At 36.6% G+C, this 22,002-nt stretch carries 22 protein-coding genes and 1 pseudogene; 7 read left to right on the top strand and 16 right to left on the bottom strand.

Features of this window, described 5'->3' with window-relative positions; all coding sequences use genetic code 11:
• Entirely contained in the window at positions 1 to 519 is a 519-nt protein-coding gene (locus GUU89_RS12155; RefSeq protein WP_162128171.1) for a DUF6913 domain-containing protein, read from the bottom strand.
• 48 nt (positions 520 to 567) lie between these two features.
• Here GUU89_RS12155 and GUU89_RS12150 point away from each other — a divergent pair, with 48 nt between their 5' ends.
• Together GUU89_RS12150 and GUU89_RS12145 are read left to right on the top strand one after the other, a co-directional pair.
• A complete protein-coding gene (locus GUU89_RS12150) occupies positions 568 to 1,344 on the top strand; it encodes a 5'-nucleotidase C-terminal domain-containing protein (RefSeq protein ID WP_162128170.1) in 777 nt (258 codons plus the stop codon).
• A gap of 4 nt (positions 1,345 to 1,348) precedes the next feature.
• Complete coding sequence (locus tag GUU89_RS12145) at positions 1,349 to 2,266, top strand: bifunctional metallophosphatase/5'-nucleotidase (protein ID WP_162128169.1); 918 nt, start codon at positions 1,349 to 1,351, stop codon at positions 2,264 to 2,266.
• Here GUU89_RS12145 and GUU89_RS12140 read toward each other — a convergent pair.
• The 7 genes from GUU89_RS12140 to rpsF all read right to left on the bottom strand — a co-directional run bounded on the left by GUU89_RS12140 (position 2,249) and on the right by rpsF (position 7,602).
• On the bottom strand, positions 2,249 to 2,935 hold the full coding sequence (locus tag GUU89_RS12140) for a lysoplasmalogenase family protein (protein ID WP_162128168.1): 687 nt from the start codon (positions 2,933 to 2,935) through the stop codon (positions 2,249 to 2,251). The genes GUU89_RS12145 and GUU89_RS12140 overlap by 18 nt on opposite strands.
• A 21-nt stretch (positions 2,936 to 2,956) precedes the next feature.
• On the bottom strand, positions 2,957 to 3,679 hold the full coding sequence (locus tag GUU89_RS12135; protein ID WP_162128167.1) for a lysoplasmalogenase family protein: 723 nt from the start codon (positions 3,677 to 3,679) through the stop codon (positions 2,957 to 2,959).
• Positions 3,680 to 3,768: 89 nt separating this feature from the next.
• Positions 3,769 to 5,769 carry an NAD-dependent DNA ligase LigA gene (gene ligA / locus GUU89_RS12130; RefSeq protein ID WP_162128166.1) on the bottom strand — a complete coding sequence of 667 codons (2,001 nt, stop codon included), beginning with the start codon at positions 5,767 to 5,769 and terminating at the stop codon, positions 3,769 to 3,771.
• Positions 5,770 to 5,843: 74 nt separating this feature from the next.
• On the bottom strand, positions 5,844 to 6,317 hold the full coding sequence (locus GUU89_RS12125; RefSeq protein ID WP_162128165.1) for a DUF6495 family protein: 474 nt from the start codon (positions 6,315 to 6,317) through the stop codon (positions 5,844 to 5,846).
• A gap of 136 nt (positions 6,318 to 6,453) precedes the next feature.
• Complete coding sequence (gene rplI, locus GUU89_RS12120; RefSeq protein WP_162128164.1) at positions 6,454 to 6,894, bottom strand: 50S ribosomal protein L9; 441 nt, start codon at positions 6,892 to 6,894, stop codon at positions 6,454 to 6,456.
• 64 nt (positions 6,895 to 6,958) lie between these two features.
• Positions 6,959 to 7,255: a 30S ribosomal protein S18 gene (rpsR, locus tag GUU89_RS12115; protein ID WP_136152299.1), complete on the bottom strand. Its 297-nt coding sequence runs from the start codon at positions 7,253 to 7,255 to the stop codon at positions 6,959 to 6,961.
• Positions 7,256 to 7,257: 2 nt separating this feature from the next.
• A complete protein-coding gene (rpsF, locus tag GUU89_RS12110; protein ID WP_136152298.1) occupies positions 7,258 to 7,602 on the bottom strand; it encodes a 30S ribosomal protein S6 in 345 nt (114 codons plus the stop codon).
• Positions 7,603 to 7,790: 188 nt separating this feature from the next.
• On the opposite strand from rpsF, the gene GUU89_RS12105 reads away from it, so the two are divergent.
• The gene (locus tag GUU89_RS12105; protein WP_162128163.1) at positions 7,791 to 8,486 is read left to right on the top strand and encodes a LytR/AlgR family response regulator transcription factor; all 696 of its coding nucleotides are present in this window, start codon (positions 7,791 to 7,793) and stop codon (positions 8,484 to 8,486) included.
• Between the two features lie 8 nt (positions 8,487 to 8,494).
• Here the strand turns inward: GUU89_RS12105 and priA are convergent, their stop codons facing one another.
• From priA to nadC, 3 genes are all read right to left on the bottom strand, one after another.
• A complete protein-coding gene (priA, locus tag GUU89_RS12100; RefSeq protein WP_162128162.1) occupies positions 8,495 to 10,951 on the bottom strand; it encodes a replication restart helicase PriA in 2,457 nt (818 codons plus the stop codon).
• A gap of 98 nt (positions 10,952 to 11,049) precedes the next feature.
• The gene (locus GUU89_RS12095; RefSeq protein ID WP_162128161.1) at positions 11,050 to 11,997 is read right to left on the bottom strand and encodes a YihY/virulence factor BrkB family protein; all 948 of its coding nucleotides are present in this window, start codon (positions 11,995 to 11,997) and stop codon (positions 11,050 to 11,052) included.
• Complete coding sequence (nadC, locus tag GUU89_RS12090; RefSeq protein WP_162128160.1) at positions 11,998 to 12,855, bottom strand: carboxylating nicotinate-nucleotide diphosphorylase; 858 nt, start codon at positions 12,853 to 12,855, stop codon at positions 11,998 to 12,000. It abuts the gene before it with no gap.
• A gap of 142 nt (positions 12,856 to 12,997) precedes the next feature.
• On the opposite strand from nadC, the gene GUU89_RS12085 reads away from it, so the two are divergent.
• From GUU89_RS12085 to guaB, 3 genes are all read left to right on the top strand, one after another.
• A complete protein-coding gene (locus tag GUU89_RS12085; protein ID WP_162128159.1) occupies positions 12,998 to 14,017 on the top strand; it encodes a quinone-dependent dihydroorotate dehydrogenase in 1,020 nt (339 codons plus the stop codon).
• A 28-nt stretch (positions 14,018 to 14,045) separates the two neighbouring features.
• Entirely contained in the window at positions 14,046 to 14,912 is an 867-nt protein-coding gene (locus GUU89_RS12080; RefSeq protein WP_162128158.1) for a hydroxymethylglutaryl-CoA lyase, read from the top strand.
• 127 nt (positions 14,913 to 15,039) lie between these two features.
• Complete coding sequence (guaB, locus tag GUU89_RS12075; RefSeq protein ID WP_162128157.1) at positions 15,040 to 16,512, top strand: IMP dehydrogenase; 1,473 nt, start codon at positions 15,040 to 15,042, stop codon at positions 16,510 to 16,512.
• A gap of 76 nt (positions 16,513 to 16,588) precedes the next feature.
• On the opposite strand, the gene purB is transcribed toward guaB, so the two are convergent.
• Together purB and GUU89_RS12065 are read right to left on the bottom strand one after the other, a co-directional pair.
• On the bottom strand, positions 16,589 to 17,932 hold the full coding sequence (purB, locus tag GUU89_RS12070) for an adenylosuccinate lyase (RefSeq protein ID WP_162128156.1): 1,344 nt from the start codon (positions 17,930 to 17,932) through the stop codon (positions 16,589 to 16,591).
• 96 nt (positions 17,933 to 18,028) lie between these two features.
• Positions 18,029 to 18,724 carry an SIR2 family NAD-dependent protein deacylase gene (locus tag GUU89_RS12065; RefSeq protein ID WP_162128155.1) on the bottom strand — a complete coding sequence of 232 codons (696 nt, stop codon included), beginning with the start codon at positions 18,722 to 18,724 and terminating at the stop codon, positions 18,029 to 18,031.
• A 199-nt stretch (positions 18,725 to 18,923) separates the two neighbouring features.
• Between GUU89_RS12065 and GUU89_RS12060 the strand changes: the two genes are divergently transcribed.
• A complete protein-coding gene (locus tag GUU89_RS12060) occupies positions 18,924 to 19,619 on the top strand; it encodes a TrmH family RNA methyltransferase (RefSeq protein WP_235922035.1) in 696 nt (231 codons plus the stop codon).
• Between the two features lie 50 nt (positions 19,620 to 19,669).
• Here GUU89_RS12060 and GUU89_RS12055 read toward each other — a convergent pair whose 3' ends face one another.
• The 3 genes and pseudogenes from GUU89_RS12055 to GUU89_RS12045 form a co-directional block, all read right to left on the bottom strand.
• Positions 19,670 to 20,482, bottom strand: a complete 813-nt coding sequence (locus tag GUU89_RS12055; RefSeq protein WP_162128154.1) for a YARHG domain-containing protein — start codon at positions 20,480 to 20,482, stop codon at positions 19,670 to 19,672.
• Positions 20,479 to 21,044, bottom strand: a pseudogene (locus tag GUU89_RS15430) (DUF2306 domain-containing protein). Before GUU89_RS15430 ends, GUU89_RS12055 begins: the two are co-directional and overlap by 4 nt.
• Before the next feature lie 68 nt (positions 21,045 to 21,112).
• Positions 21,113 to 21,880, bottom strand: coding sequence for a carboxypeptidase-like regulatory domain-containing protein (locus tag GUU89_RS12045; protein ID WP_162128153.1), 768 nt, complete (start codon positions 21,878 to 21,880; stop codon positions 21,113 to 21,115).
• Between the last annotated feature and the right edge of the window lie 122 nt (positions 21,881 to 22,002).

Here is a 22,002-nt window from a genome sequence, read left to right as displayed (position 1 = left end):
TTATAGTTTGTTTAGTATTTTTAAATATTTAAATAATTCATCCATAAAAACTTTATAGTTTTCAGCATTGGTATTAATCATAAAATGATTCAATCGCTTGTCAATAGAAGCAAAACCAACCTTAAAACTGGCTTTGGATAAATGGGAAACTAAAAGCAAAGGGACTTTTTCGGTATCATAATAATTAATCAACAAGTCGAAAGGTTCCTTGATAAACGCTTTGACTTCTTTTTTATCCACTGTACCGTGCCAACTTAAATCTTTATGGCTAAACACCGGATAATCAAAAGTTTCATTCTTTTTAATCTTGTCCTTATAAACTAAAACTCTGATCTCGTTTTCATTAATTCCGTTTTGAATTAACTCTTGTACCAATGCTTCTCTTTCGTAAAAGTAACTTTCATCAAAAATAATTCCGACAGTTTTTATAATGTTATCGGAAGCCAAATGTTTAACATTCGATAAGCTATTTTTAACTATTTTTTTTGTTGAAAAATCCTTGAAGTAATTTAAAAACATACTACTTTTACTTGAGTTACAAAATTACTAAAATTAGTACCAAAATTGATGGCAAAGCTAAAAAACTATACCGTTGTAATAAAACTTTTTGTTTTATTATTAACATTTATGACAGCCGTTTCCTGTGCGGAAAAAAAATATACTGTAACCCGAATTGAGGGCAAGGAAATTGGGATTACCGATAAGAATACTGAAGTTGCTGAAATTGAAAACTTTATAAAACCGTATCGTGATAAAATTGATACCGATTTGAATGCCGTTTTGGCAACTGCTCCGGTAACCATAGACAAATCAGGTGAATGGCAAACGCCGATGGGCAATTTTTTAGCAGACATTACTTTCGAAAAATCGGATAAAGTTTTTCAAATGCGGGAACAAAAGTCGGTTGACATTTGTTTGCTTAACCATGGAGGAATCCGAACCATCATCCCGAAAGGTAATGTAACGGCAAGAACCGCTTACGAAATCATGCCCTTTGAAAATAGTGCCATTGTAATTGGCTTGAAAGGAGAACAAATTTTGGAAATGATTAATTACATTATTGCTAAAAAAAAACCTCACCCCTTGAAAGGATTGACCTTTACAATTGACAAAAACAATCAACCTAAGGCTATTTTGGTACAAGGAAAACCGTTAAATAATGATAAAATCTACTATGTAGTTACTTCTGATTATTTATCTAATGGTGGTGATAATATGCTTTTCTTTAAAAAAGGAGTGGCTAAATTTGATTTAGACTACAAATTGAGGAATATTATTATTGATTACTTCAAAGCCAATAAAACCATCGTAGCCAATAAAGACGTTAGAATTACCAAAGAATAGCATTATGAAAAGAAGAGATTTTATACAGAACACCGCATTAACTTCAGCTTTTTTGGGGCTTAGCGGTTTGTCACTCAGTAGTTTTAAAAACGTTGATTCAAAACACCTTACAGTTCTTCATACTAATGACGTGCATAGTTATATAGATCCGTTTCCGCCGAATCATCCCAAAAATCCGGGAATGGGTGGCGTGGCGCGAAGAGCTGCTTTAATAGAAACCATTCGAAAAGAAAATCCTAATGTATTGCTACTAGATGCTGGTGATATTTTTCAAGGAACACCTTATTTTAATTATTATGGTGGCGAATTGGAATTCAAACTAATGAGCATGATGCAGTATGATTTGGCTACTATTGGCAATCATGATTTTGATAACGGTATTGAAGGATTGTATAAACAACTGCCTAATGCCAGCTTTGAGTTTGTTTCGGCTAATTATGATTTTAAAAATACGATTATGAACGGTCACGTCAAACCGTATAAAATATTTAACAAGAACGGAATCAAGGTTGGCGTCTTTGGACTTGGTGTTGGTTTAGATGGTTTGGTAGACAAACGAAATAGCAAAGAAACCGTGTATAATGATCCTGTCGGAATTTCTCAAGACATGGCTCGCATACTGAAACACGAGCATAAATGTGATTTGGTAATATGCCTATCTCACATTGGTTACAAATACAAAGATGAACCGGATAAGATTTGTGACACCAAATTAGCCACACTAACCAAAGACATCGATTTGATTATTGGTGGTCATACCCATACTTTTTTGGATAAGCCAACCGTATTGAAAAATGCTGACGGTAATGACGTATTAGTAAATCAAGTGGGGTGTTATGGTGTGAATTTGGGTCGCATTGATTTTTATTTTGAAAGTGATAAGACCAAAATCACTTCAGGAAAATCAATTATTGTGAGCTGATTTTTCGGCATTGATGATGTACTTGTAAAAAGTAAAGAAGGCCAACGCGTTCAGTGTCATAGCCAATGGTCGGAATAGTCCCTGGAATTCATTGGTTAGGAAATACTTTTCTATAAAAACCGCAAACTGCAGCATTACAAACAACAAAGCACTAATCAATAAGATAGAGTTTTGCTTGTTGTCATTCATAACATAACTCGAGAGCGATACTCCGGCAAAAAGTGAAATCAGAATGTTTTGTATTACTAACAGATAATAGCTCTGCTCCGGAATATCGGGTGTTTCCATAAACAGGTAAAAAAAGATTAGTAAAAAAGGAGCTGTAGCGATTATAATTGGTACAAAATCTTTAATTTTTTGTAGCGAAAAAATCAAATAAATAGCCACTATTCGGTGTAAACTGAAAACAATTAAAGCGTAGAATAAGTACTGTGGCGTATTGGGTATGAAAAGAATATTAGTGAGCAATGACAAGCTTAATGCGAGAATGAAAAGTTTGTTTATTTTTTTTGATTTCAGGCAGTAAATCACAATAAGCGTTAAGGTAATCAAAGGCTTAAGCGCACAAATCATTGGTTTCGCAATCACATATTCGGCTATGACTTCGAAAAAAGCTATAAGAAAATAGCAAACGGTCAATGTGTTTATGATGTTGGCTTTACTTTGCATTTTAAATATCTTCTAAGGTACTTATGTTTTTACAGGTTCCATTCTTTGCAGCTGCTTTTCAGTATGGAACATGTACATTGTTAATAATAATTGACCTAATACAAATAATATCATAGCAAAAGCCTGTAAAATATTGACTTCATGATAATATAGTTTTAACAAAAAAACAAATTGATTAAAAGCCATAAACATAGTGCTTATCAATAATAATGAGTTAGGTTTATTGGAAACCATTATATAATTACCTAAGCTGAACCCTCCCAAAAATATAGTAAAAATACCTTGAAGCAAAAAGAGGTAAACCCCATCTCCCAGCGCGTTGTAAGTAAACAACGTGACCGATACATATATGAATATAAACGGTATGGAACCAAGCACTAACGGAATTAAACTTGGCATTTTTACTTTATTTACAATAATATAAATGATTAATATTCTGTAAATTACAAAGAAAATTACTCCATAAACAATAAACTGAAAAGTATTCTGAATAAATAGTAAGTTGGCTACCCAACTAAACAATAAGGCAATGATAAATAAGTTACTTATTTTTTTAGAACGCTTTAAATAATAGGCAATCAGTAACGGTAGTATCAGTGGTTTCGTCAACCATACTAAAGCTTTGTCTTCATTATATTCTCCAATAATTTCAATAAAAGAAACGAACAAGAACCCTAACAGCAATAGACTTGCCAGCTTATTTTTTTTAAAATTCCTCAAATAATCAACATTCTGTTTTCCCATAGCAGCAACTATATTGCAATTTCATTTTAAATAATCAGTTCTAAATTTAAGCTAAATAATTTATAATCAACTTGTAAAGATGTTAATTTTTATAGGCTAATCATTTCTAAAAAATCGGTTTCAGAAATTATCGGGATTTTTAACTGATTGGCTTTTTCTAATTTGGCAGGCCCCATATTGTCACCGGCCACTACATAATCGGTTTTGGCTGAAATCGAACTGCCTACTTTACCACCATTGTCTTCAATAGCTTTTTTCAAATCGTCGCGGGAAAATTTTTCGAAAACCCCCGAAACCACAAAGGTTTTACCAACCAATTTATCGGTGGCATTAGGATTGTGCTTTTCTACCAATTCTAATTGTATCCCGAATTCTTTTAGTCGATTAATTATGCTTACGTTTTCAGCATTATCAAAGAACTCTATAACACTTTGCGCTATCTTCTCTCCTATTTCATCTACCAAAACCAAATCCATCATAGAAGCATTTTGCAGAGCATCAATAGTTTTGTAATGTTTGGCTAATTTTTTAGCAACGGTTTCCCCTACATAGCGAATTCCGATGGCATACAATACCCTTTCAAAAGGGACTTCTTTAGATTTTTGAACACCGGTGACCAAATTTTCTGCTGATTTTTGTGCCATTCGTTCCAACGGAAGAATCTGTTCAACGGTCAATTGGTATAAATCAGCATAATCTTTTACCAATCCGTTGTTATAAAGTAAGGCCACTGTTTCACCTCCAAGCCCTTCAATATCCATAGCTTTACGTGAAATGAAATGCTGAATTCTTCCGATAATTTGCGGCGGACAGCCATAAAAATTCGGGCAGTAATGATTGGCTTCTCCTTCGGTTCGAATTAATTCCGAATGACATTCAGGGCAATGTGTGATGTATTTTGTTGGTTGAGCCTCCGGATTTCGTTTTCCAAAATCTACAGCGATAATCTTTGGGATAATTTCTCCGCCTTTTTCCACAAAAACCGTATCTCCAATTCTGATGTCTAATTTCTCAATTTGATCAGCATTGTGTAAAGAAGCCCTTTTTACAATAGTTCCCGCTAATTGTACCGGCTCTAAATTGGCTACAGGCGTAATTGAGCCAGTTCGTCCGACTTGGTAGGAAATCGAATTTAGTTTGGTAGCAACTTGTTCGGCTTTAAATTTATAAGCCATAGCCCAACGAGGAGACTTAGCGGTATACCCTAATTCATCTTGTTGGTGAAAGTTATTGACTTTAACTACAACACCATCTGTTTCATAGGGCAGATTGTGTCTGTGGGTATCCCAATAATTAATATAGTCAAAAACTTCTTCGATTGAATTGGCGAGCTTGGCTTCTTTAGGCACTTTAAATCCCCATTTTCTGGCGGCTTCTAATCCCTCAAATTGAGTAGTAATATTCAAATTATTGCCAACAATAAAATACAACAAACATTCTAAAGGGCGTTTGGCCACTTCGCTGCTGTCTTGCAATTTCAAACTTCCCGAAGCTGTATTTCTTGGATTGGAATAAGGAGTTTCGCCAATTTCAATCAACTCCTGATTCATTTTCTCAAAACCTTCAAAAGGAAGGATAATTTCTCCACGAATATCAAAACGGTCAGGATAATTTCCTTTTAGTTGCAGCGGAATCGATTTTATGGTTTTTATGTTGGTAGTTACATCATCGCCCTGAAAACCGTCTCCGCGAGTAATAGCCCGTTTTAGTTTTCCGTTTTCGTATGTGATACTAATGGAAGCGCCGTCATATTTCAATTCACAAGTATATTGTAACGGTACATTGCCCAGTACTTTTTGAATCCGATTTTCCCAGTCCAGTAAATCTTCCTTTGAATAGGAATTGTCCAACGAATACATACGGTAATCGTGAACAACCGTATTGAAATTTTTGGTTATCGTTCCGCCAACACGTTGTGTAGGAGAGTTTTCATCAAAGCATTCCGGATGTTGGTTTTCCAGTTCCTGAAGTTGTTTTAATTTTTGGTCAAATTCAAAATCGGTTATCGTTGGGCTATCCAGCACATAATAATTGTGGTTGTGCTGATTGAGTTCGTCCCGTAAATCCTGAATCGTTTTCTGAATATCCATAAAATGAAATTGGCTATTATAGTTGCAAATTATGTGCACTAAAATAGCCAATATTTTTGAAAAAAAGTAGTCTTTTAAGACTGAATTATTCCGTTGATTTGCAGGTATAATTGTCCGTCGCTTAAGATGGCTCCTTGCTTTATTAAGTCAAATATGGCGGCATTTCGTTCTGTCTCATATTCTTTTTTGCCTAAGTGAATTTCTACCGCATCGGTAAATAAATTATCGCTCAGCCATTGTAAGCCTTCTTTTTCCATGAAATCAACTTCAGGTTCTATAGCTTTCAAAACGATAGATTGAATTAATTTTTCCTGACAGTGAAAAAGAAAAATGTGGTTTTTGGAGAAATGCTCCAAATATTGAGCATTGGTCAGAACGCCTTCCCAAATCAAATCGGAGAAAACATCTAACTCTTGTTCGGCTACTTCAGGCTTATTGGTTTTTATAGCATCCCACTCGGCTTTGTCAATTGATTGCGTGGCCAGAAAGTTACTGAACTCTTGGTGTAGTGCTTCGAATTGTTCTTTTGTTAATCTTTTGTACTTCATAAAGTATATCGTTGCATTTATATAGTTATGCCCTAGCCCCGATAGGAGCAAGCTACCGTGTAGCGCGGATAGCGGGAAATAGCTTCAAAAAAAATCCCGATTTGCATCGGGACTTTCTGTTTTGTATATCGAAATATTATTTCTCAGCTACAATTTCGTATGGTAATTCGATAACTACTTCTCTGTGTAATCTCACAGTAGCAGCATATTTACCGATACGTTTTACAACACCACTAGTGATGAATTTTCTATCGATTGGTTGACCGGCAGCTTCTAAAGCAGCAGCGATATCAATGTTAGTGATAGAACCGAATAATTTCTCTCCACCAGCTTTAGCTGTAATTCTGATTTCTAAAGCTTTTAAGGCTTCAGCTAATTTTTTAGCATCTTCAACAATTTTAGCTTCTTTGAAAGCTCTTTGTTTTAAATTTTCAGCTAAAACTTTTTTAGCAGAAGGTGTTGCCAATGAAGCAAAACCTTGTGGGATTAGGTAATTACGACCGTAACCGTTTTTTACTGTTACTACGTCATCTTTAAAACCTAAATTTTGAACGTCTTGTTTTAAGATCAATTCCATGTTGTTGTCCTTTTTAAAAGAAGTTAGGTTTCATCACTGAAAACCAACAACTATTGTTTAATTATTATTTTAATAAATCGGCCACGTATGGCATTAAAGCTAAGTGACGTGCTCTTTTCACAGCAACTGACACTTTTCTTTGGTATTTTAATGAAGTTCCTGTTAAACGTCTTGGTAAAATTTTACCTTGCTCGTTTACGAATTTCAATAAGAAATCGGCATCTTTATAATCGATGTATTTGATTCCAGATTTTTTGAAACGACAATACTTTTTAGTTTTGTTGGTTTCAATGTTTAAAGGAGTAAGATATCTGATATCTCCGTCTTTTTTTCCTGAAGCTGATTGTTGTAAATTTGCCATGATTAGTTTGCTTTTGCTTCTTTTAATTTAGTTCTTCTTCTTTCTGCCCAAGAGATGGCGTGTTTGTCAAGACTTACAGTCAAGAAACGCATCACTCTTTCGTCACGTCTAAACTCAGTTTCAAAAGCAATTAAAGCTTCTCCTGATACTTGGAATTCGAATAAATGGTAAAAACCACTTTTCTTGTTTTGGATTTCGTAAGCTAATTTTTTTAAGCCCCAATCCTCTTTAGATACCATCTTTGCTCCTTTTGCAGTAAGAAAATCTTCAAATTTGCTTACTGTTTCCTTTACCTGAACTTCAGATAAAACGGGATTTAAGATGAAAACAGTTTCGTAATGATTCATAATAAAATGTTTATAAATTTTAAATTGGGCGCGAAGATACGGAATACATTTTAATAAACAATGGCAACACTTAATAAATCGTCTAAAAGTATAAAATTCCGTTTAAAAGCAAAAAAAATCGATTAAATGTTAGGTGGATTCAAAAAAACTATATATTTTTACATCACCAAATCTATAAAAGTAAAGTTATGAAACTAAATTGTGTTGTTGTTGATGATAGTTCGATACAAAGAATGATCATTGCAAAGTTAGTAAATAATCACCCGAATCTACATTTAGTAGGTGATTTTTCAAATGCAATTGAAGCAAAAAATTGCATGTCGGTACATACTGTTGACTTAATATTCCTCGATATCGAGATGCCGGTCATCAGTGGTTTTGATTTTCTGGACGGCTTAAAAGTAAAACCCCAAATTATTTTTATTACGTCAAAAGCAGAGTATGCTATGAAAGCCTTCGATTATGATGCTACGGACTACCTACAGAAACCGATAGCGCTGGATCGATTTAATGCTTCAGTAAGAAGAGCTATGGATTTCCATATGCTTAAAAAAGAAAATCAAGAAGAAGAAGGAGAGCACATCTTCATTAAAAGTAACCTCAAAAAACTTAAAGTATATACTAATAAGATTAAGTGGATTGAAGCTTACGGCGATTACGTTAAAGTAGTTACCGAAGAAGACAGCAACTTAGTTCTTTCTACTATGAAATCCTTTGAGAAAGATTTATCTAAAGACAAGTTCATTAGAGTTCACAAGTCCTATATTATTAATATAGATAAAGTGGAGCGTTTCAACAGTAAGTTTGCTGAAATTGGAGTTACTAAGATTCCGTTGAGCCGAAACAAAAAAGAAGATTTAATTAAAGCCTTAGCTATTGCCTAAAACTACATTTAATAAAAATCAACATTTACAGTAACTTTAATAGTTCTGTAATTGGCAACCAAATCAAAACTATTCAGTACTTTCTGGATAGTTTTTTTTGTGCCTTGCAATGGCATCTCTCCCGGAATTTTAATCATAATCGTCCGAATGTATTCATTTCTGATTCGGCTAATTGCAGGCTCTTCAGGTCCAAGCACAGGAATGGATAAATTTTGTTTCAAGACCTGATACAACCACATAGAGCCTTCTTTTAGTTTATCATAATCGCGGTGCTTCAATGTCAATCGGACTAAACGATAGAATGGCGGATAATAATAAATCTTTCGTTCATACAATTGTTCCTTATACATACCCTCGTAATCATTATTAGTTACTTGTTGTATAATATTGTGTAACGGATTGTAAGTTTGAATAATCACTTTGCCTCTTTTTTCCGAACGTCCTGCCCTACCCGCAACTTGAGTCATCATTTGAAAACTTCTTTCAAAAGCTCTAAAATCAGGGTGATACAACATATTGTCGGCATTCATTATTCCAACCAAAGAAACATTGTCAAAATCCAACCCTTTGGCCAACATTTGCGTTCCTACCAATACATCAATTTCACGATTCTTAAATCCATCAATGATTTTTTCGAAACTATATTTACCTCGAGTAGTGTCTTGGTCCATACGTTTAATGTTTTTGTTTGGAAATAATGCCGCTAGTTCTAACTCAATTTGTTCTGTACCGAATCCTTTGGTTTCCATATCTACACTCGAGCAAACATGACAATTCGTTGGTTTTGCCATATTGTAACCGCAGTAATGACATCGCAGTTGGTTTTTATACTTATGATAGGTTAAGCTAACGTCGCATTGCGAACACTGTGGCACATGACCACAAGTCAAGCATTCTAAAACCGGTGAAAAACCTCTTCTATTCTGAAAAAGTATTACTTGTTCTCCATTACCAAAAGCTTCAGTTATGGCTTCAATCAAAGTGGTGCTGAAGTGACCTTTCATCTTTTTACGGAAGTAATTGTCTTTTAAATCCACTAAAGTAATTTCGGGTAGTTGCACTTTACCGAAGCGCTCTTTTAAAGTCACTAATCCAAACTTTCCGGGAGTAGCATTATAATAAGTCTCAATACTTGGTGTTGCTGAACCCAGTAAAACTTTAGATTGATGTGAATTGGCTAAAACAATTGCTGCGTCACGAGCATGATATCTTGGTGCCGGATCTTGTTGTTTAAATGTAGCTTCGTGCTCTTCATCTACAATGATTAAACCCAAATTTGAGAAAGGCAAAAACAAAGCGGAACGTGCTCCTATTACTACTTGTGCTTTTTCGGAAGAAACCAATACCTGATTCCAAACTTCTACTCTTTCGTTGTTGCTGTATTTAGAATGAAAAACAGCGACTTTATTGCCAAAATACTGCGTCAAACGCGATACCAACTGGGTGGTTAAAGCAATTTCGGGTAACAAATACAACACTTGTTTATTTTCAGCAAGATATTTTTCAATCAGTTGGGTATAGATTTCTGTTTTTCCGCTAGATGTTACACCGTGTAGCAAACAGACTTCTTTGGTTTCAAAGGCTGCTTCAATTTCATTATAAGCTTTTCGCTGTGCCTCACTTAAGGAAAGAGCAGTATCTTGTTTGTTTTTATCAAAATTAACGCGGTCTTCTTGGATGTAGTATTCTTCAAAAACCTGCTTATCAACTAAGGCTTTTACAATAGCTGCAGATGTTTTTGCTGTTTCGGTTAATTGTTTTACTGAAATTGGTTTCTGCTCCTGAGCCTGTAATTGAAAATACTGCAACACCAATTCCTTTTGTTTAGTGGCATTCTTGCTGAAATTGTCCAATAAAGCAATCAGGTTTTCTTCGGATTGGTAGTGTTCGTTTAGGCGAATATAGCGTATGAGTTTGGGCTTGTATGCTTCCTGAATCTCTTCCTCAAGCGATAAAATATTTTTGTTAATCAGTTTTTGAATGACCGGTAATACGGTTTTCTTATTGAGAATGTCGATAATATTTTGAACTTTCAACGAAGACTGATGCTGCAAGGCTTCATAAATTAAAAACTCATCGTCTGATAATTCGCTTTCATTAACAATAGTTTCTTTTCTTTGAGAGATAATGGTTTCGCTTTCCAACAATAAGGCTGAAGGTAAAGCGCCACGATAAACATCACCGATGTTACACATATAATAGGACGCAATCCAAAACCAATGATTAATCTGCAACTCGTTGACAATAGGTTTTTCATCCAGGATTTGATGAATGTCTTTAGCGTCGTATAGGGTTGGTGCTTCTCGATGTAAATCGATTGTCAAAGCCGTGTAGATTTTGTTTTTTCCAAAGGGTACTGCAATGCGCATTCCTTTTTTGATAAAAGCATACTCAGCTTCTGAAACCTTGTAAGTAAAGGTTTTAGGTAATGATAGCGGAATGATGACTTCAATAAAAAAGGACATTACTAATGATTTAAAAAATGCGGACAGCTTGTATTTTTAACCCTGATTGGAGCGGCTACCGTGTAGCGTGGAAAGCAGGAATTGCGTATAAAAGAAGCCTAAAGCTGGGTTTCTAACTCTTTTTGTTTTTCTCGTTTGATATGATGTATGGCGGCATTTAAATCAAAGCCTAAAAGCAGTACCATACAGTTAATCCAAATGTAAAACATCACTACCAGCAGCGTTCCGATGGAACCGTACAGCTCGTTGTATTTGGAAAATTTTACCACCCAAATTCCAAAGAAATAAGAAGAGATGATAATCAAAATGGTCGTAAATACAGAACCTATTGAGATAAACGAGCGCTTTTTGTCGTGACGGATTCCAAATCGAAACAATAAGGAAGTTGCAATTAAAATCATTAAAATAACAAAGATATAGCGTCCCATTTCTATCAACGGAATGTTGTCGGACAGGACATCTTGGATTTTGGTCTTTTGAATAAAAACCTCAAAGATTACTATAGCTGCCACCGTTATTATTAATACAAAAGACAATAGTATTGACAACGCTAAGGCTACAAAATACTGCCTGAAGAATTTTCTTTTCAAGGTGATATGAATGTGGTGCGAACCTTCAAAGCCACCCAAAATGGCATTCACACCATTGGTCATTAACAAAATGGCCATCAAGAAACCCGTTGAAAGCAGGCCACTGTGGCTATTGTGCAAAATATCATTGATAATTTTATAAATAGCATCATAGGTTGTTGGCGGTACACTTTGCTGGACAAATCCTAAGAAATCATCCTGAAATCCTTGAATGGGAATGTACGGAATAAGATTCAGGATAAACAGCATAAACGGAAACAAAGCCATAAAAAAGCTCCAGGCAATGGCTGCTGCACGATATGAAATCTCCCCTTCTACAATTCCGATGAAATAAATATCGATTAATTCGTATAACGATAAACCGTGAAGCCAAGGCAGTTTTATCCTTTTCAACAAAGCGATAAGGTGCTTTACTACCGGAAGTCGGTTTCTTAATTGTTCAGACTCTGATGCCATTTAAAAAGCTTTTAAACTTAAATCCATATTATAAACAGAGTGTGTTAAGGCGCCTGATGAAATGTAATCAACACCACATTCAGCATATTGGCGAATGGTATTTTCATTGATGTTTCCTGAGGATTCAGTCAGGCACTTATTGCCTATCAAAGCAACTGCATTTTTGGTATCTTCAAAATTGAAGTTGTCAATCAGAATACGATACACTCCTTCGTTTTGAAGGATTTCTTTAATCTCGTCTAAGTTACGGGCTTCTACAATAATTTTCAAATCGAGTTGATGTGATTGTAGAAACTCTTTGGTTTTAGTAATGGCATGCGAAATACCTCCTGCAAAATCATTGTGATTGTCTTTGAGCATTATCATATCATACAACGCAAAACGGTGGTTCTCGCCTCCTCCAATTTTCACGGCCCACTTTTCGCAAGCGCGGAAACCGGGAGTGGTTTTACGAGTATCGAGAATTTTGGTTTTGGTTCCTTCCAATAATTTCACATATTGGTTGGTTTTAGTAGCTATAGCTGACATACGTTGCATTGAATTCAACACCAATCGCTCCGCTTTTAAAATAGATTGGGAACTACCTGAAACATGAAATACTACATCCCCGTGTTTTACGACAGAACCGTCTTCAATAAAAGTTTCCATGATTAATGTTGGGTCTACATTTTCAAATACCATTTTGGCAAAAGCTACTCCGGCTATGATGCCGTTATCTTTTACTAAAAGTTTCGCTTTCCCTTGAGCAGTATGCGGAATACAAGCTAACGAACTGTAATCGCCGGGACCTATATCCTCGCGAATGCCGTTTTGAATAATTATATTTAGTTCTTTTTGAAACTGTTGGTCTGAAATCATGTTGCAACTATTGATTCGCTAAAGTAGTATTTAATTTGAAGATTTAAAAATTGTATCCGTAGTATATAATTTTCAAATTAACACGGCATCAAATTTACAAATCATATAGATTTATTACATTTGCAACACAACACAACTACACATGTACAAACTACTCATTCGTCCCATTTTATTCTGGTTTGATCCGGAAGAAGTACATCACTTTTCTTTTAGGTTTATTCAATTTATTTCCAAAATCCCTTTTGTTTCAACACTTTTAAAAGCTCTTTATGAAGTTAAAGATACTCGTTTAGAGAGAGAAGTATTTGGTTTGAAATTCAAAAATCCTGTTGGATTAGCAGCCGGTTTTGATAAAGATGCTAAATTGTATAGGGAGCTTTCCCACTTTGGTTTTGGTTTTATTGAAATAGGAACCTTAACTCCAAAGCCTCAGGACGGTAATCCTAAAAAACGCTTGTTCCGATTGAAAGAAGACAGTGCCATTATCAACAGAATGGGGTTTAATAACGGAGGCGTAGATGCGGCTGTATTGCGACTGATGAAAAACAAAGGAATACTGATTGGCGGTAACATCGGAAAAAATAAAGTAACCGAAAACGAAAATGCTACTTCGGATTATCTCATTTGTTTTGAAGCTTTGTTTGATTATGTTGATTATTTTGTAGTGAATGTAAGTTCACCCAATACCCCAAACCTGAGAGCATTACAAGACAAAGCTCCGTTGACAGCTTTACTTCAAACCTTGCAAAACACCAACCTGTCGAAACCTAAACAGAAGCCTATTCTTTTAAAAATTGCCCCCGATTTGACAGAGGAACAATTAATAGACATCATCGATATCGTTAACGAAACTCAAATTGCCGGTGTTATAGCTACCAACACTACCATTTCAAGAGAAGGTTTGCAATCCGAAAACAAAACCGAAACGGGAGGGTTATCCGGAAAACCTTTGACTAAGCGGTCTACTGAAGTGATTCGGTTTCTTTCAGAGAAAAGTAATAAAGCCTTTCCTATTATTGGTGTGGGAGGTATTCACTCGGCTGAAGATGCCCTGGAAAAACTGGACGCCGGTGCCAGCTTGGTACAACTCTACACCGGGTTTATATATGAAGGCCCTAATTTGGTTAAAGAAATCAACCGTGCAATACTGAAAAAATCTTAGTACCTTAGCCCCTTTACAACACTAAACTTTGAGCCCAACGATTAAAATTATAGAATGTCCGCGCGATGCCATGCAAGGTATCAAAGCTTTTATTCCTACCGAAACCAAAGTACAATACATCCAATCGCTATTACGGGTGGGGTTTGACACCATTGATTTCGGAAGTTTTGTTTCGCCCAAAGCTATTCCGCAAATGCAGGACACCGCTGAAGTATTGGCCCAACTGGATTTGTCACAAACCCAAAGCAAATTATTAGCTATCATTGCCAATACCCAAGGCGCTCAGATAGCTTCCACCCATAAAGAAATTCAATATTTAGGTTTTCCGTTTTCCATCTCCGAGAACTTTCAGATGCGGAATACCCATAAAACCATAGCCGAAAGTTTAGTTACATTACAAGAGATATTAGACATAGCAGGGGCTTCCAATAAAGAAGTTGTGGCTTATCTTTCTATGGGCTTCGGTAATCCTTATGGCGACCCTTGGAATGTAGATATCGTTGGCGAATGGACTGAAAAATTGGCTACCATGGGTGTGAAAATACTATCGCTTTCTGATACGGTGGGCAGTTCTACCCCGGAAGTGATTGATTATTTGTTTTCTAACTTGATTCCGAAATACCCTTCTGTTGAATTTGGTGCTCATTTACACACAACTCCGGATAAATGGCACGAAAAAGTTGATGCAGCCTATAAAGCGGGCTGTGTTCGTTTTGACGGAGCCATTCAAGGTTTCGGAGGTTGCCCGATGGCCAAAGACGATTTAACCGGCAATATGCCAACAGAAAAGCTTCTCTCCTATTTTACTGAACAAAAAGCGAACACGAACACCAGTCCGATGAGTTTTGAAAGTGCCTACAACGAGGCCACTAAGATTTTTAGTCAATACCACTAAGGAATTATGAATTACGAATTATGAATTACGGGTAATAGCGTAATATTCTTATTCCTTGAATCTGACTTTTAATTCATAATTTTTAACTATATTTGCTCGCAATTTAACTACAACTACAAATTGCAACATGAAAGCACACACCACTAAAATCATCGGTGAAGGTCTTACTTACGATGATGTTTTGCTTATCCCGAACTATTCTGAAATACTTCCGCGTGAAGTCAGTATTCAAAGCAGATTTTCTAAAAACATTACCTTAAACGTTCCAATTGTTTCCGCAGCGATGGATACCGTTACCGAAAGCGCGATGGCTATTGCTATGGCTCAGGAAGGTGGTATTGGCGTATTGCACAAGAACATGACCATTGAGCAACAAGCGGCCAAAGTTCGTAAAGTAAAACGTGCCGAAAGCGGTATGATTATCGACCCGGTTACTTTGCCCCTAACCGCTACTGTTGGCGATGCTAAACAGGCTATGCGCGAATATGGTATAGGCGGTATACCGGTAGTAGATGATCACAAGATATTAAAAGGTATCGTAACTAACCGTGATTTGCGTTTTGAAAAGAACAATGTTCGAATGATTACCGAAGTAATGACTTCCGAGAACTTAGTAACAGCTGCCGAAGGTACTACGTTGCAAGAAGCGGAAGGCATACTGCAACAAAATAAAATTGAAAAATTACCTGTAGTGGATGCCGCTAATAAACTAATCGGTTTAATCACTTTCAGAGATATTACTAAGCTTACACAAAAACCTAATGCCAATAAAGACAAATTCGGTCGACTTAGAGTAGCGGCTGCCCTTGGTGTTACGGCTGATGCTGTTGAACGAGCCACTGCGCTTGTCAATGCAGGTGTTGATGCGGTAATTATTGATACGGCTCACGGTCATACCAAAGGCGTAGTAGATATATTAAAACAAGTAAAAGCTAAATTCCCTGAGTTGGATGTTATTGTTGGTAATATTGCTACTCCTGAAGCGGCGCTGTATTTGGCGCAAAACGGTGCCGATGCTGTGAAAGTGGGTATCGGACCAGGTTCTATCTGTACGACCCGAGTGGTAGCCGGAGTTGGATTTCCTCAATTTTCAGCGGTTTTAGAAGTTGCTGCAGCTTTAAGAGGCACAGGTGTTCCCGTTATTGCTGATGGCGGGATTCGTTATACCGGTGATATTCCAAAAGCGATTGCTGCCGGTGCAGATTGTGTTATGCTGGGCTCTTTATTAGCCGGAACCAAAGAATCACCGGGTGAAACCATTATTTTTGAAGGTCGAAAATTCAAGTCTTACCGTGGAATGGGTTCTGTTGAAGCGATGCAAGAAGGTTCTAAAGACCGTTATTTCCAAGATGTGGAAGATGATATCAAGAAACTGGTTCCGGAAGGCATTGTAGGTCGTGTACCATATAAAGGCGAATTAAACGAAAGTATGCAACAGTTTGTGGGCGGACTTCGAGCCGGTATGGGTTATTGCGGTGCCAAAGACATTCCAACCCTGCAGGAAACCGGACGCTTTATCCGACTCACTTCGAGTGGTATTACCGAAAGTCATCCTCACAATGTAACGATAACTAAAGAAGCTCCGAATTATTCGAGATAAGAGTATCTTATAAATAAAAGCAAGAAAGACCTAAGATTAATTAGGTCTTTCTTGTTTATACTACTGTTCCGTGCGGTTAAATCCCTGTGTAATTGGCCGGGGTAATTTCAAGCAACTCAGCTTTAATATCCTCAGAAACGGCTAACGTTTGAATAAAAGCATGAATGTATTCTTTGTTCATTACTTCGTTAGTTCGGGTAAGACCTTTCAAAGCTTCATACGGATTGGGGTAGCCTTCTCTTCGTAAAATTGTTTGAATGGCTTCGGCTACAACCGCCCAGTTTTTCTCTAAATCTTCAGCAAATTTGGGTTCGTTTAACAGTAACTTATTGAGTCCTTTTAAGGTGGCATCAAAAGCTATTATTGTATGACCAAATGGGACACCTATGTTTCGCAATACTGTGCTGTCGGTCAAATCACGTTGCAATCTTGAAATTGGTAATTTAGCAGAAAGATGTTCAAATATAGCATTGGCAATGCCCAAGTTTCCTTCGGAATTCTCAAAATCGATTGGGTTGACTTTATGCGGCATAGCAGAAGAACCAATCTCTCCGGCTTTGATTTTTTGTTTGAAATAATCCATCGAAACATACGTCCAGATATCTCGGTCTAAATCGATAATGATGGTGTTGATTCTTTTCAAGGCATCAAAAAAGGCTGCAAAATGATCGTAATGTTCTATTTGTGTAGTTGGGAAGGAATGTTGTAAGCCTAAAGTATCTTCTACAAAAGTTGTCCCGAATTGTTTCCAATCCACATTAGGATAGGCTACCCGATGGGCATTGTAGTTTCCGGTGGCCCCTCCAAACTTGGCGGCAAATGGGATATTAAATAACAAGCGCATTTGTTCTTCGAGACGTTCAACAAATACTAAAATTTCTTTTCCTAAACGTGTTGGCGAAGCCGGTTGCCCATGGGTTCTTGCCAACATGGGAATATCTCTCCACTCCATGCTCAGGTCTTTTAGTTTGGCAATCAAAGCAATCAGACTCGGTAAATACACTTTTTCAAAAGCCTCTTTGGCCGAAAGTGGAATGGCGGTATTGTTGATGTCTTGTGATGTTAGTCCGAAATGAATAAACTCTTTGAACTCACTTAAACCTAGCGTTTCAAATTTATCTTTGATAAAATACTCTACCGCTTTTACGTCATGATTGGTCGTTTTTTCGGTTTCTTTTATCCAAAGGGCGTCTTCGGTAGTGAAGTCTTTGTAGAGTTTGCGCAATCCTTCAAAGGAATTACGGTTTACGCCTTTCAACTGTGGTAAATCGGCTTCGCACAAAGCAATAAAGTATTCCACTTCTACCAGTACGCGGTATCTGATTAAAGCTTCTTCTGAGAAATAAACGGAAAGAGATTTGGTTTTGCTTCTATATCTTCCGTCGATAGGAGAAACAGCATTTAGGGGTGTGAGTGCCATGAGTTGTGTTGTTTATTCTGAATTTATTTCGGAATCGTGTTGTGCTGCAAAAATAGTTATAAGTTATAAGTTATAAGTTATGAGTTATGAGTTTTTTCATTTTAACGACATCAATTTTTCTTTCAAAAAAGGCACACCATCGGTGGCATTCATCGGAATGATTTCTAACGGATTTTGTAAATCGTAAATGGTGGCCGGCTTGGGGTCGATGTAAAAAACCGGAACATTTTTATTGGCATAATGCATCAAACCCGCCGCGGGATATACCTGAAGTGAAGTGCCAATTACTACTAAATAATCAGCTTGTTGTGTGATACTTACCGCTTCGTCTAAAGCAGGTACCATTTCACCAAACCAAACAATGTGGGGTCGTAACTGATGCCCATCAATATCTTTATCTCCTATGTGCAAATCAGAAGACCAATCTAAAATATGTTTTGCCAAAGGGTAGTCGCCGCGCACCTTCAGCAACTCGCCATGCAAATGCAAAACGTTACTACTCCCCGCCTGCTCGTGTAGGTTGTCTACGTTTTGTGTGACGATGTGCACCTCAAAGTCTTTTTCTAATTTGGCTAACCCCAAATGACCGTTATTGGGGATTACTTCTTTGAGTTGTCTTCTTCTTTGGTTGTAAAAGTCGAGCACTAAAGCTTTGTTTTTGAGCCAACCCTCATAAGAGGCTACCTCCATCACATCATGACCTTCCCATAAACCATCGGCATCACGAAAGGTTTTGATACCGCTTTCGGCTGAAATTCCGGCACCGGTTAATACGACTACTTTCTTTTTCATCACAGTTTATTTTACCTTCAAAAATAGCCGTTTTGATTAATAATCCCGATAATACATAGCCATTATGGCACTATGAAAAGGTCTTGCCGCAATGTTGTGGCACTCTAGCAGCAATCTAGCGGCAATCTAGAAGCAATCTAGAGGCAATCTAGAGAAATTAAAAACAGGGTATTCTTTTCTTCCGGAGTGCTATTTGTTCATGAGTAGACAAATTAGTATTTTTGGCAAAATGACTACCGCGATGGATCATAACTATCTTGCTTACCTTGAAGAATTTTTAACGGATAACCGCAAAGAGCGATTTGCCAACGTACTGGCTAACCGAACCAATCATTTTACCATTGCTGTGGAAGATGTGTACCAATTTCACAATACCAGTGCGGTGATGCGTAGTTGTGAAGTTTTTGGGATACAGGAAATTAATATAGTCGAGCAACGTTTTGGCAAAAACATTGACAAGGAAATTGCGATGGGAGCTCAGAAATGGGTGGACATTAACAAGTTTGACACCATTGGCGATTGCATTCAAACGCTTAAAAGTAAAGGGTATCAGATCATTGCTACTACGCCGCATAATGATTCGTGTTTGTTGCATGAATTTGACATCAGTCAAAAAAGTGCCTTATTTTTTGGTACTGAAAAAGAAGGTCTTTCAGCGGAAGTAATGGCTCAGGCCGATGGATTTTTGAAAATACCGATGGTAGGTTTTACAGAGAGTTTGAATATATCGGTTTCTGCAGCTATTATCATTCAGGATATTACCACTCGCCTACGTCAATCGAATGTAGCTTGGCAACTCAGTGAAGAGGAATTGTTGGAGAAGCGGTTGCTTTGGGCAAAGAATTCGATAAAAGATATTAAACGAATTGAGGAACGCTATTATTCAAAGCCATAACTATCGTCCAAAACTATCATAATTATCTTCGGCATATTTTTGAAAGCGATTTAATAAAACAATATTTTTTGCTCAATTAAGGTCAGTTTGCCTGACATATCATCGGTAACCGGAATATACCAATCTACCGGATCAAAAAACTGTCGGAAGCTTTTCTTTTTAAAAGTATAACCATGTCGGGCAAAAATGGTATTGCGGATAATTTCAAGTTCTAACTTCTTTAAGTTTTTCAAATCACTTTCATTTAATATAGTTGTAGAAGCATTCAACTTGGTTATAACATCTGAGGCACTGCGGTACAGTTCACTATATAGTGCTTCCTCACCCGGCTCTGCAATACTGTCTGTTCTTCCGCTGAACCAATCAATATAATCACCATCTTCGGGCAGCATTAGTTTGGGATTGTATCTAAACACTTGTTTGGTTAATACAAATCCACGTTCCCAAACCGGATATTTTTTTTTATCGTTTGCCAACCATTTTCCTTTTATGGTATCATTGAAAAAAGTAAACTCAAATCGACCATCATCCTTTCTGTCTCCCGGTTCCTTCAAAATAAAACCAGGCTTACCGTTGACCGTTGTAATCTCGCCCAGTAACGGTCTGGAATTACCAGCTACTATGCTTTGTCCGTAAACCTTATTGTTTTCAATTTTCTTGATGACTAGATTTATTTTGTTGGTAAACATATAACCCGTTTCTTCAACTAAACTATCGCTTTCAACAACAACAAAATCGCCTACCCAATTTCCATATAATGCTTGATTAGTATCTACTTTCACAATAGAATCGACCACTTCAGGTTTCTCTTTTTTACAAGAGAAAAAGAAAAACAACACTAAAAAAACAACTGCTTTTTTCATTGGTTTTGAGTTTTAAAAATATAATATTCAATCACAATAAGATTTGGAATCCATCCCAGCCAAGCAATAACCTGATACACATCCATAGGAGCCGGATGAAACAAATATACCAAAATGACTTTCCACAAGCGCAAAGTTATAGCTGAAAATGCCAAAGCAAAACTACGCAGCATCCACTTTTTATGCCGATTAACGTTTCCTTTTTTTATAGCTAAAAAAGCTTTTAGTGTGAAATAAAACCAAAGAACAGCCAATGCAACAAAAGAAATTTTAGCATAACCCCCCCATTCGCAAATAAACCTATAAAGAAACCGGAAGGTGCTGCAAGAAACAATACTACTATGACATAGCATTTTCCTATGGCTTTATGAATCCCTTTTTTAGTTATTAAAATATGGTTGTCAAATTGTGTAAAACCAGCTAATAAGGAAAAAATAGCCGAGCAGACATGTACATAAAAAATAAAAAGATAAAGAAAAACCGAATTGACTTCAGTCTGTTTTATTTGAAGAAAAGCAACATTTGAGTCAAAAGAACTATATTTTAAAGTAATTTTGAACATCAATATAAAAAACCATGCAAAAAAGAGTTGCCATAGTGTTTTTTTATATTCTTTCAAAAAAGCGAACACTACTTTTTCTTTAAGACCTTATACTGTTCGTAGCACTCGCTGATAGCGTCCATGATTTGCAAATCATTGGCGGTTTTGATGAACGATTCGGAGTAATTACAATGTTGGAGTATTTCAGCAATTTCTTTTTTATCTATGCCTAATAATACTGAAATCGTTTCTCTGTCAAACTTTGATTCTAACAGATTGCGCACGGTATCATCCTTTTTCATGGCTTTTAATTTCTTGAGCTCTTTAGGTTTTTTGCCAAAGAAATTATAGAGTGCATCGGCGGGATTGAAGATAGACCCTAAAACGCGGGTAAAAGCGTTGGGCGAACTTTCCCCAGCTTCATAACCTTGTGGCAGCCCGGAAATGCTGTAACGGTAATTTTCTTTTTCGGGAATTAATTTGGTATCTACTTCGAGGTAGCCGGTTAAATCATACTTTTTTACGATAACTTCTTCTAGGGCAATGGCTTTTTCGGTCAGCATTATTTTGGCTGTACCGTTTTTCAACCAGTCATTGGTCACTCTTATGCGTAGGGATTGATAGCCTAAAATGGAAATGTGCAACGTATCGCTTACACTGACTTCTAATTCAAAAAAACCTTTACCGTTAGTTACGACTCCTTTAACCTTATTGACATTAATAACATTGGCATTGGCAATGGGTAACAGTGAGTTGTCATTGATGATGGTTCCGGTAACCTTTTGAACAATCGGATTGTCTTGTGCTGCGGCACTTAAGGAGAAAAGAATAAAAAGTAAAACGGTAAAATATCTCATGGCAGTTTTTGATGGTTTAAAAGTATGAAACTCTTTTAAGATATTTTAGTGTTTGTTTAGAGAATTAGAACAAAATTAACAAAATGAAGTATACACCTTTGTAAACAAGGTTTTCACCTCTA

Source organism: Flavobacterium phycosphaerae (assembly GCF_010119235.1).
Classification (GTDB): domain Bacteria; phylum Bacteroidota; class Bacteroidia; order Flavobacteriales; family Flavobacteriaceae; genus Flavobacterium; species Flavobacterium phycosphaerae.
Note: the sequence above shows the minus strand (reverse complement) of the source record. Positions and strands in the feature narration are given on the sequence as shown.